Annotated in this window: 11 protein-coding genes; 2 read left to right on the top strand and 9 right to left on the bottom strand. The window is 68.9% G+C overall.

Annotated features, from left to right (window positions below; genetic code table 11):
* Positions 1–107 precede the first annotated feature (107 nt).
* The 9 genes from LDL21_RS11935 to LDL21_RS11895 are packed head-to-tail and all read right to left on the bottom strand — an operon-like array spanning position 108 to position 7,918.
* Positions 108–923: an NAD(P)-dependent oxidoreductase gene (locus tag LDL21_RS11935; RefSeq protein WP_225280058.1), complete on the bottom strand. Its 816-nt coding sequence runs from the start codon at positions 921–923 to the stop codon at positions 108–110.
* Positions 920–1,732: an NAD(P)-dependent oxidoreductase gene (locus LDL21_RS11930; RefSeq protein WP_225280057.1), complete on the bottom strand. Its 813-nt coding sequence runs from the start codon at positions 1,730–1,732 to the stop codon at positions 920–922. The genes LDL21_RS11935 and LDL21_RS11930 overlap by 4 nt, the downstream gene beginning before the upstream one ends.
* A gap of 28 nt (positions 1,733–1,760) precedes the next feature.
* Positions 1,761–2,264 carry a DoxX family protein gene (locus tag LDL21_RS11925; RefSeq protein ID WP_225280056.1) on the bottom strand — a complete coding sequence of 168 codons (504 nt, stop codon included), beginning with the start codon at positions 2,262–2,264 and terminating at the stop codon, positions 1,761–1,763.
* Between the two features lie 11 nt (positions 2,265–2,275).
* A complete protein-coding gene (locus LDL21_RS11920; protein ID WP_225280055.1) occupies positions 2,276–3,934 on the bottom strand; it encodes a thiolase C-terminal domain-containing protein in 1,659 nt (552 codons plus the stop codon).
* 8 nt (positions 3,935–3,942) lie between these two features.
* The gene (locus LDL21_RS11915; RefSeq protein WP_225280054.1) at positions 3,943–5,304 is read right to left on the bottom strand and encodes a cytochrome P450; all 1,362 of its coding nucleotides are present in this window, start codon (positions 5,302–5,304) and stop codon (positions 3,943–3,945) included.
* 11 nt (positions 5,305–5,315) lie between these two features.
* Positions 5,316–5,507 carry a ferredoxin gene (locus LDL21_RS11910; protein WP_181696081.1) on the bottom strand — a complete coding sequence of 64 codons (192 nt, stop codon included), beginning with the start codon at positions 5,505–5,507 and terminating at the stop codon, positions 5,316–5,318.
* Between the two features lie 14 nt (positions 5,508–5,521).
* Positions 5,522–6,382, bottom strand: a complete 861-nt coding sequence (locus tag LDL21_RS11905) for a mycofactocin-coupled SDR family oxidoreductase (RefSeq protein ID WP_225280053.1) — start codon at positions 6,380–6,382, stop codon at positions 5,522–5,524.
* 28 nt (positions 6,383–6,410) lie between these two features.
* Positions 6,411–7,115 carry an SDR family NAD(P)-dependent oxidoreductase gene (locus tag LDL21_RS11900; protein WP_225280052.1) on the bottom strand — a complete coding sequence of 235 codons (705 nt, stop codon included), beginning with the start codon at positions 7,113–7,115 and terminating at the stop codon, positions 6,411–6,413.
* Positions 7,112–7,918, bottom strand: a complete 807-nt coding sequence (locus LDL21_RS11895; protein WP_225280051.1) for a TauD/TfdA dioxygenase family protein — start codon at positions 7,916–7,918, stop codon at positions 7,112–7,114. The genes LDL21_RS11900 and LDL21_RS11895 overlap by 4 nt, the downstream gene beginning before the upstream one ends.
* A 196-nt stretch (positions 7,919–8,114) precedes the next feature.
* On the opposite strand from LDL21_RS11895, the gene LDL21_RS11890 reads away from it, so the two are divergent.
* Positions 8,115–9,629, top strand: a complete 1,515-nt coding sequence (locus LDL21_RS11890) for an aldehyde dehydrogenase family protein (protein ID WP_225280050.1) — start codon at positions 8,115–8,117, stop codon at positions 9,627–9,629.
* The gene (locus LDL21_RS11885; protein WP_225280049.1) at positions 9,629–10,834 is read left to right on the top strand and encodes a CaiB/BaiF CoA transferase family protein; all 1,206 of its coding nucleotides are present in this window, start codon (positions 9,629–9,631) and stop codon (positions 10,832–10,834) included. Before LDL21_RS11890 ends, LDL21_RS11885 begins: the two co-directional genes overlap by 1 nt.
* Positions 10,835–10,871: the final 37 nt, after the last annotated feature.

Raw genomic sequence — 10,871 nt, 5'->3', positions numbered from 1 at the left:
ACGGGGCCGGCTCGACGCCGCCGCGCGGGGGGCCCGTGTTGTGGGGGCGGTCCCCCCCCCCGCGGGGGCCCGCCACCGGTCCTGTCACCGGAGGGTCGGCGCAGCGGTCACGTCTGTGGCTCGGGGAGCCAGGCGTCGAGCGCCCGGTCGAGCGGGCCGAGGTCGGTCCCGAGTTCGGCGGCCAGCGCACGCGCCGAGGCGACGTCCTTGACGAGGAATTCCCCCGCGACGGCGAGGAATTCGGCCACCGATCCCTTCGCCGCCGCGCGCGCTGTCGCCGGGCCACCCGCGCTGGCGTGCCGCAGCGCGGACAGCACTGTCGCCTCCTCGACACCGAGCCGTTCGGACAGCCGCACCGCCTCGGCGACCAGGCCGAGCTGGGCGGCGAAGAGCACGTTGTTCACCAGTTTCACCCGCTGTCCGGAACCGAGCGGGCCCACGTGCAGCAGCGGATCGCCGTAGCCACGCAGCACCGGCCGGGCCCGCTCGACAGCCGCATCGTCCCCGCCGAGGAATACGGTGAGGGTGCCTGCCTCGATGTCACGGGGCCCACCACTCACCGGCGCGTCGACCACCAGAACACCCTGCGGCGCAGCGTGTTCGGCGACGGCTTCGACGGTGCGCGGACTGCCGGTGGTGTGCACCACGAGCACCGAGCCGCGCGGCATACTCGCCAGCAGCGGTGTGTCGAAGCAGATCTCGTGCACCTGGTCGTCGGTGAACACACAGATGACCACGGCGGCCGCGCCGGTACCGACCGCCGCCGGGAACGACACCGCCTCGGCACCGAGGTCGGCGACCCGCCGCCGGGCCGGTCCGGACCGGCCGAGCACCCGCACCTCGTGTCCCGCCGCGACCAGCCGGCGCACCATCGGCGCGCCCATCCGTCCCGCGCCGATCACACCGATCCGGCTCGGGGTCACCTGGCGTGGCCGATCGCACCCAGGGTGGCGTCGGCCGCCGTGAGGGCGATGCCGGTATCGGCATCGACTCCGGCGGCGAGATCCGCCATCAGCGTGACGTCCTTGCGCAACGTGTGTCCCGCGTGATCGCCGATCCGGGCGAGCGTGCCTGCGGCGATGCGGCCGAACGCGAAACTGTTCCCCGAGCCACGCGCGATCACCGCGCCCAGCTCGTCCCGGTCGACACCCAGTTGCTCACCGAGCGTCAGCGTGCTCGCCGCGGTCGCCAGGTTGGCGCAGAACAACAGGTTGTTGAGCAGTTTGGCGACCTGCCCCGCCCCGACATCGCCCAGATGGACGACCGGATCGGCGAAGGTGTCGAAGACCGGGCGGCAGCGATCCAGTGCCTCGACGGGCCCACCGACCATCACGAGCAGTCGACGTTCGGCGACGGCGGGTGCCCCACCGCTCACCGCGGCGTCGATGAGGGTGACATCCTGCGCCGCAACCACTTTCGCCAATTCCCGGCAGGTGTCGGGGTGCACGGTGCTGTGCACGGCGACGATCGAGCCCGGCGCCAGCCCGGCGAGGACACCGTCCGGGCCGATGAGTACCTCCCGCAGGTCGGCATCGTTGCCGACGCACAGACACACGAGGTCGCTGGCCTGTCCGAGAGCGGCCGGGGTCGGCGCGAACGCGGCGCCGGTACCCGCGAACGGCTCGAGGGTCGCCGACCTGCGAGCCCAGAGAGTGGTCGCGAATCCCGCTTCCACGATCCGGCGCGCCATCGGCGCGCCCTGACTGCCCAACCCGATGAATCCGACGCGCATCAGCGCACCTCCCGTTCGAATGTGCTTCTCACGCAGTGGGTTCGGGCGCGCGACGCCAGAACAGCGCGAGTAGGAGCGCTGTCGATCCGACAGCGATGCCGAGGGCGAGGCCGCCGCCTGCCCACCCGGTGACCTCGAGACCGGCGGCATGGTCGATCGAGAACCGGCCGGGCCCGGTGACGGCCAGCGCCAGGGCGACGACCGCCAGCACGAGTACGTACTCGTACCCCTCCCGGAAAACGAAGAATCCGTTGCGCCGGTGCGCGAGCAGACCGGCGACGAGCATGACGGCGATCACCGCCGCACACGCCAGCGGCGTGCCGACGCCGAGCAACAGGGCGATCCCCGCCCCGATCTCGGTGAGCACGCTCGCCCACGCCTGCAGCACACCGTTGCGCAGCCCCAGGCCCGCGAACCAGCGGGCGGTTCCCGCGATCCGGCCGCCGCCGAGCCAGTGGTTGAGTCCGTGCGCGATCATGGTGACGCCGACGACCAGCCGCAGCAGGGTCGGTGCCACATCGGTGACATCCATGGGTCGACCTCTCAGACTTCGCTGGTCAGCAGCAACACGCCGCTGGGTGTCAGGCCGCCGCTGCTGGTCACCGCTACCCGCGCACCGGGCACCTGCCGTGCTCCGGCCTCCCCGCGCAGCTGACTGACCGCCTCGTGCAGCAAGCCCATGCCGTGCGTCCGCCCGTGCGACAGCTGCCCGCCGTGGGTGTTGAGCGGCAGGACGCCGTCGCGAGCGATGTTCTTGCCACCCGTGAGAAAGTCCCCGGCCTCGCCGACGCCGCAGAAACCCAAGGCCTCGATCCAGGACAGGCAGTTGAAGGTGAACCCGTCGTACAGTTCGGCGACGTCGACATCGCCGGGGCGCAACGACGTTCGCGACCACAGATGCGCGGCCTGGCCGAGCACCTGTGGCTCATGGGTGAGCGTGCTCTGATCCCATTCGATCCGCTCGAGGATCTGGGTGCCCACCGCGTCGACGCGCACCGGGCGCGAGGCCAGATCGCGCGCGGTCTCGTGTGCCGAGACGAGCACCGCCACCGATCCGTCGCAGGGCACATCGCAGTCGTAGAGGCCGAATGGGGTGGTGACCGGTCGGGCCTCGAGGTACTGCTCCATCGTGAGCGGATCCCGGTACACCGCAGTGGGATTCAGTGCGGCATTGGCTCGCTGGTTCAGGGCGATCCAGCCGAGCGTTTCCTTCGTCGTGCCGTATCGGTGGAAGTGCCGTTGCGCGTTCTGCGCCAGGGTGTGCGCGGCCGAGGTGGCACCGAACGGCGTCATCCAGCTGGTGGTGCGCCCACCGCCGACGCTGATCTTGCCCGCGCGCAAGAGCTCGTTGTAGGTGGCTTCCCACACCGTGCGGAAACACAGCACATGCCGGGCCAGACCGCCGGCGACCGCGAGCATGGCCGCGATCACCGACCCACCGGGACCGAAGGTTTCGAAGCCGCCGTTGTACCAGGTGGGCCGCAGCCCGAGGGCCGCCTCCAACGCGGTGACACCGCCCTCGCCGAAGCCGCCGACGTTGCCCGCGCCCGGATAGGTCGAGAGGCCGTCGATGTCGGCCATGGTGAGCCCCGCGTCGGCGACCGCGCGCTCGCACGCCTGGATGGTCAGCGCGAGCGGCGAAACCATCAGGCGCCGACCGATATCCGACATGCCGATGCCGGTGATGGCGACCTTGTCCTCGAACTTGTCGGGGCCGAGCATGGGGCGCACGTGCTCGCCGAACCGATGCGGTTCGATCTCGTCGTCGGGCAGTGCCACCGGCCCCGGCTGGTCGGCCACCGGCCGGAACAATGGCAGCCAGACATCGGCGTCGGGCTCGAAGACGACCTCCATCCGCATGCCGAGCACCAGGTCGGCCGGGTCGCAGCCGACCACATTGGTGGTGAGCCGAACCCGCGGATCTTCCTCGATCGCCACTTGGGCCACCACATACGGCGCACGCAGCCCGGGCATCTGGAATCGATGGTTGACGGTGAACCCGATGAGCGTGGCGAAGCCGGACACCACACGCGTGCCGAGCGTGCGCCCGTGGCAGTACCGGCACACCACCTGCGGCGGATGGATCAATTCGGCGCAGGCGCCGCACTCCTGGATCCGCAGCTCACCGTCGGCGCCCGAGGTCCAGAAGAACGCGTTGTCCTCGGTGAGCAGTGGCAACGGGCGCCCAGACGCTTCGGCCATCTCCGAACTCACTGTGCCCCAGGAGCGTTCGGTGCGGTGACCGGTGCCGCGAGACCTTGTTCGTCGCACAGTGTCTGTAATGCCGCCAGGGTCTCGTCGAGCCCGGCGCCGAGCCGGGGGCCGGGGGTGAACGTCGCGGGGAGGTGCCGCATGCCCTGGATGACACCGATGGTGTCGTAGTGCACGGTGCGCTCCGGATCGCACCGGTAGTCCGGCATGCGGTCCAGCACGGCGACGAGCATCCGCTTGAACACGGTACGAGCCACATTCGACCCGATGCACCGGTGCACGCCGAGCCCGAAGCTGTAGTGCCGGTTACGCCGGCGATCCAGGACCACCTCGTTCGGATTGTCGAAGACGGCCGGGTCGCGGTTCGCCATCGCCCACGACAGCCATACCCGGTCGCCCTCTTTGAATTCGGTCCCGACGACCTCGCAGTCCTGCGCGATCGTGCGTCCGTCGCCCGGCGCGGGCGTGTAATAGCGCAGGAATTCCTCGGTGGCCGAATCGAGGAGGCTGTCGCGTTCGTGGCTCAACATCTCGCGTTGCTCCGGATTCTCCGACAGCCATTCCAGCGCATGTGCGGTGAGTGCGGTCGTGGTATCGAATCCGCCGCCGATGAGCAGACCGAGCATGCCGAGCATTTCCAGATCGGGCAGCGGCTCGCCGTTCATGGTCGCGTTGTTGATCGCGTCGATCAGACCCGGCCGGGGATTTTCCCTGATCTCGAACAGATTCTGTAACAGGTCGATTCCCATCGTCCGGTGCATTTCGGCGACCCGGGGATAATCCGGGGAATCCGGCGGTGTGTACACCGAGGCGTGCGCGGGCTCGTTGTAGATCGTCCATTTCGCCAGCGGCACACCGAGCATGCCGAGGGTGAGCACCGCGGGCACGATATTGGCGAGATCGTCGACGAAATCGATACGACCGGATTCGATCTTCTCGTCGAGTGCGGCACGCACCACCTCGTCGATGAACGGCACCCACCGCGCGACCGCGGCGGGGGACAGGTACGGGTTGAGTGCCGCACGCACCTCCCGATGCTCGGGCTCGTCCATTTCCAGGATGCCACCTCGGACGCCGCTCGCCCGTGGGGCTTTCGGGATCGAGATGCCCTGGTAGCCGCGTCGGACTCCGGCCGGGTCGTGGTCGTTGGAGATGTGCGGGCAGCGGGCGAGTTCGAAGACCTCGCGGTTGCCCGCCGCCACCCAGTGCCCGTCGTAGGTGTCGCTCCAGGCGATCGGGCACTGCTCCTGCATGGTCGCGGTGATGTCGACGAAACGGTCCCGGTACCCGGGCGCGAATCGGTCGAAGGAGAATGCCGGCTGTTTACGTGTTCGGTCTGTCGCCACGTCGTCGACGGTCATGACGTGTCCTCTCAGAATATTTCGATGGCGCGTTCTGGGCAGGAGTGGGCCGCTTCGCGCACCTGGTCCTCCTGGTCGGGCGGCACGTCCTCGTCGACCGGCGACGAATGGCCATCGATCTCGCTCAGCTGAAACGCGCGGGGAGCGGTCATCGCGCACAGGGTGTGGCCCTGACAGCGCGCTGAATCGACTCGAACCTTCACGGCGGGAATTCCTTTCAGACGTGGTAGTCGTACCACTTCAGATATCCGCCCGCGTCCACCCGCAATTGCGTACCGGTGATGAAGCGGGATTCGTCGGAGGCGAGGAAGAGCACCGCGTCGCTGATGTCCTCGGGCTCGATGAACGGCACCGGCATGGCCTGCTGGGTGTAGAAGGCGGGCTCGGCGTCGGCCCGGGTCGGGTGCTCGAGGTCGGGACGGAACGAGCGGTACATCGGCTCGCTCTGCAACATGGGGGTGTTGCAGTTGGTCGGATGAATCACGTTGGCGCGGATCTTCTTCGGCGCGATGTGGGTCGCGATCTCGTGCACGATCATCGACAGTGCGCGTTTGGCCACCATGTAGGCCACCCCACCGGGGTCCTTGCCCGGCTGGTCCACCTTGCTCACATCCATCAGCGCGGCCAGCGAGCCGGTGGCGATGATGGAAGCGCCCTCCTCGAGGTGCGGCAGCGCGGCGTGGATGGCGTTGAGCACGCCGACGAGATTGGTATCGATCACGTCGGTCCAGGCCTGCCATTGCGGCTGACCCTTCATACCGGCGATGCCTGCCTGGGCCACCACGATGTCGAGCCGGCCCAGCTCCGCGACGCCCTGGGCCACGGCGTCGCGGACCTGGGCGGCGTCGCGCACGTCGGCCTGCACGGTGACGATCCGGCGCCCCGACTTCTCGACGAGGCGAGCCGTCTCCTCCAGGTCCTCGGGCCGCGCCAAGGGATAACCGATGGAGTCGATATCGCGGCAGATATCGACGGCGATGATGTCGGCGCCCTCGCCGGCCAGGCGCACCGCGTGACTGCGGCCCTGGCCTCGTGCGGCTCCGGTGATAAAGGCGACTTTGCCCTCGACACGTCCCACGGGGATTTCCTTTCGATGGAGATGGCGGCTAGGTGTTGCGGCCGCCGTTGACGCCGAGGATCTGCCCGGTGATGTACCCGGCGCTCTCGGAGATCAGGAATGCGCAGGCGGCGGCGATGTCCTCGGGCTGCCCGACGCGCCGCACCGGAGTGCGCTTGATGTGGTCATCGATCGTGCCGCCCAGCTGCCCGGCGGCCTCGGCCTTGCGCAGCATCGGGGTGTCGATGAATCCGGGCGGCACGGCATTGACCGTGATGCCCACCGGACCGAGCTCGAGCGCCAGCGATTTCGTGAGCCCGTTGACGGCGGACTTCGCCGCGACGTAATGCGCCATGAAGGGCTGACCGGAGTGTGTGCTCGAGGAGGAGATGTTGACGATGCGCCCCCAGTGCTGGGCGAGCATGTCGGGCAGCACGGCCTGCACGCAGTGGTAGACGCCGTGCAGATTCACCGCGATCACCTGTTGCCAGCGCGCGAAATCGATGTCGACGAACCGGCCCGCCCCGTCCAGGCCCGCGGCGTTGACCAGGATGGTCACCGGACCGAGCTGGGCGCGGATCGCGGTGAGCGCTTCGCCCACCTGATCAGGGTCGGTGACATCGGCGACGTGGTCGAACTCGGTGTCACCGGGGCGCAGATCGATCGTCGCCACGTGGTAGCCGTCGGCCCGGAGTCGTTGGGCGACAGCGAGTCCGATGCCCGAGCCGCCGCCGGTGACCACTGCCGTTTTCACCCCCATGCCTCCTCGCCCGCGATGGTCGTCCGGTGCAGTTCGCGCTCCGACGAGGCCGGATAGGGCAGGGCCCGGTGCAGGATGGCGGTGTTGTCCCAGATCACCAGGTCGCCGACGGCCCAGTCGTGGGTGTAGGCGAAGCGGTCCTGGGTCGACCAGGCGAGCAGTTCGTCCAGCAGTGCGCGGCTCTCGTCGGGCGCCATGCCGACGATGTGGTCGGCGGTGGCGCCGACGACCAGCGATTTACGGCCGTCCGCGCGCGACCAGACCAGGGCGGTCTCGTGGGTCGGCTGGGTGCGCCATTCGGCGACCTGCGCCGGGGTGGGGTCGGGATGGACCAGCCGCTGGGACGCTTCGAAGCTGTGCACCACGCGCAATCCCTCGTAGCGTTTGCGCTCGGTCTCGGGAAGGTTCTCGTAGGCGGCATAGGTGCTGGCGAACTGGGTGCCACCGCCCTCCATGGCGACGTGGCGGGCCGTGAGCGCCGTTGCCTTGGCCGGCACATCGTTGGTGGTGTCGTCGATGTGCCAGAAGAACGTGCCCTCGAGGTATTTCGCCGCCCGGTTCTTCGCCGGGTCGAGGGTGATCGTGAAGATCTCCCGCCCACCCGGCGCGAGCACGGTGCCGAGCTTGCGGCACAGCGCCAGTTGCGCCTCGTCGTCGAGGTGCAGACCGCGCACCACCAGGACTCCGCGCCATTTCAGCGCCTCGAGGCAACGGCTGATCACCGTGTCGTCGTGCAGATCGGTGATGCCGGTGACTTCCACCCCGATCGCAGGACGGAGCGCTGTTGTGTGAATCACAAGAATCTCCCTTCCGATGATGAGAACCGTACTCTCGCGACAACTGCCTCCGCAAGAGCTGAACTCGACTCTCTCGCCGGAGATCTGGGCCGTCCTGTCGGTATCGGGTCCGGCATTCGGCTGCTTCGCGTGACAGATGTGGATATATTGCTCTCAGGAATGAGAATCACATTTTCATGCTGATCTAGGAGGCGGGATGTCATCCCAGGACACGGACAAAGACGGCGGCCGGGCGACGGCCACCACCGTCACCAGGCGGATGTTGGTCGACGGACAGCTGGTCGGGACGCCACAGTCGTTCCCCTCGCTCGATCCCTCGACCGGGGCGGTGTACGGCTATGCGCCGCAGGCCGGTCCCGAGCACACCGAGGCGGCCGTCGCCGCCGCGCGCCGGGCCTTCGACACCACCACCTGGTCCACCGATGTGGGATTCCGGGCCACCTGCCTCGACCAGTTGCACCGCGCGTTGCGCGAGCACGTCGAGGAGCTGCGGGAAGTGACCATCGCCGAGGTGGGCGCCACCCGCCGCCTCACCCACGGCAACCAGCTCGACCTCCCCATCGAGATCGCGCGCTACTACGCCGATCTGCTCCCGGACTACCGGTTCACCGAGGACCTCGGTGAACTCGAGATCCGGGGCGAACGGCACCGGCGCTGGATCGATAAGGAAGCCGCGGGCGTGGTGTCGGCGATCGTGGCCTACAACTATCCGCACCAGCTCGCCCTGGCCAAACTCGTCCCTGCACTGGCCGCCGGCTGCACGGTGGTGCTCAAAGCCGCGCCCGACACTCCGCTGGCCACGCTCGCGCTCGGCGAGCTCATCGCCGAGCACACCGATATCCCACCCGGGGTGGTGAATGTGCTGTCGTCCGACGACGTCTCGGTGGGCAAGGCGCTCACCACCCATCCCGACGTCGACCTCATCAGCTTCACCGGGTCGACGGCGGTCGGCAAGCAGATCATGGCCGCCGCGGGCGAGTCGCTCAAGCGGGTCTTCCTCGAGTTGGGCGGCAAATCGGCGATGGTGCTGCTCGACGACGCCGACTTCGCGACGACCGCCGTGTTCGCCGCCTTCACCATCTGCACACACGCGGGTCAGGGCTGTGCGCTCACTTCCCGGCTGCTGGTGCCGCGGGCCCGCCACGACGAGATCGTCGATCTGGTCGCGACCAACCTCGGCTGGGTCACCGTCGGCGATCCGAGCGACCCGAAAACCTATATGGGACCGCTGATCAGCGCCCGGCAGCGCGACAAGGTGCACGGTCTGGTCGAACGCGCGGTCGAGGCAGGCGCCACCCTGGTCACCGGCGGCAAGAAGATCGACCCCGGCTTCTACTACGCGCCGACCCTGCTCGCCGGTGTCGACCCCGACAGCGAGATCGCCCAGGAAGAGGTGTTCGGGCCGGTGCTCGCCGTGATCCCCTACACCGACGACGACGATGCCGTACGCATCGCCAACAATTCCGTCTACGGCCTGTCCGGCTCAGTGTTCAGCGCCGACCAGGACCGGGCACTCGCCGTCGCCCGCCGGATCCGAGCGGGCACGTTCAGCATCAACGGCGGCAACTACTTCGCCCCGGACGCGCCCTTCGGCGGGTTCAAACAGTCCGGTATCGGCCGGGAGAGCGGCGTCGCGGGGCTGGAGGAGTTCCTGGAGACCAAGACGTACGCGGCCGTCGTCGGGCTCGCCGCCGAGAGCGGGGCGAAGTGATGGGGCCGCTCGAGGGAATCCGCGTGCTCGAGGTGGCCATGTACGGGTTCGTGCCGTCGGCGGGCGCGGTTCTCGCGGACTGGGGTGCCGACGTGGTCAAGGTCGAGCACGCGGTCACCGGCGATCCGCAACGCGGCCTGCGTCAGGTCGGCCGGATGCGGGTGGAGGGCGAACCGAATCCCAATGTGGAGCACGCGAACCGGGGCAAGCGGAGTATCGGTGTCGACATGTCGGTTCCCGCGGGCTGCGAGGTGATCCACGAGCTGGCGCGGGGCGCCGACGTTTTCCTGACCAGCTTCCTGCCGCAGGCGCGCACCAAGTTCGGCATCGACGTGGACGACATCCGCGCGGTGAATCCGGCGATCGTCTACGCGCGCGGCAGTGCCCTCGGTCCACGCGGCGCCGAAGCGGACAAGGGCGGTTTCGACATGACCGCCTTCTGGTGCCGCGCCTCGGTGGCCGCCACCATCACCCCACCGGGGACCGACGGCATGATCTCCCCGCCGGGGCCCGCTTTCGGCGACACCATCTCGGGCACGAATCTGGCGGGCGGCATCGCGGCGGCCCTGCTCAAACGCGAACGCACGGGTGAAACCTCGGTGGTCGACGTGTCCCTGCTCGGCAGCGGTCTGTGGGCGATGGGGCACACCATCGCGTTGTCGGCGCATCTCGGTGAGCCGATGGTGGCGCCGGTGCCGGGCGGGCACGGCGCGCCGACCAATCCGCTGTCGGGTCTCTACGCCACCGCCGACGGCAGGCACCTGTCGCTGGTGATGTTGCAGCCGGCGAAGTTCTGGGCCGACGTGTGTCACCACATCGATCGTCCCGAGCTGGCACGTGATCCGCGCTTCGGCACGGGGGAGCAGCTGGCGGCCAATACCGAAGCGGCCGTGCGGATTCTGCGCGAGGTGTTCGCGACGCGCACCCTCGCCGAGTGGACGACTCGGCTGGCCACCCTGTCCGGTCCGTGGGCGCCGGTGCAGGACAGTCTGCAGGTCGGCGCGGACCCGCAGATCCTGGCCAACGAATACCTGGTGCGCGCGGGTGAACTCGACCTGGTGGCCAACCCGGTGCAATTCGATGTGGCCGCCCCCGAACCCACCGCCGGCCCGGAGTTCGCGGCGCACACCGACGAGGTCCTGCTCGAAGCCGGACTGGACTGGGACCGCATCATCGCCCTGAAGACAGCGGGCGCGATCACCTAGGCGGTGACGGTTCCGGCAACCACCGTTGCCGGAACCG

Origin of the sequence: Nocardia rosealba (genome assembly GCF_020216065.1) — a bacterium.
Classification (GTDB): Bacteria; Actinomycetota; Actinomycetes; order Mycobacteriales; family Mycobacteriaceae; genus Nocardia; species Nocardia rosealba.
Note: the sequence above shows the minus strand (reverse complement) of the source record. Positions and strands in the feature narration are given on the sequence as shown.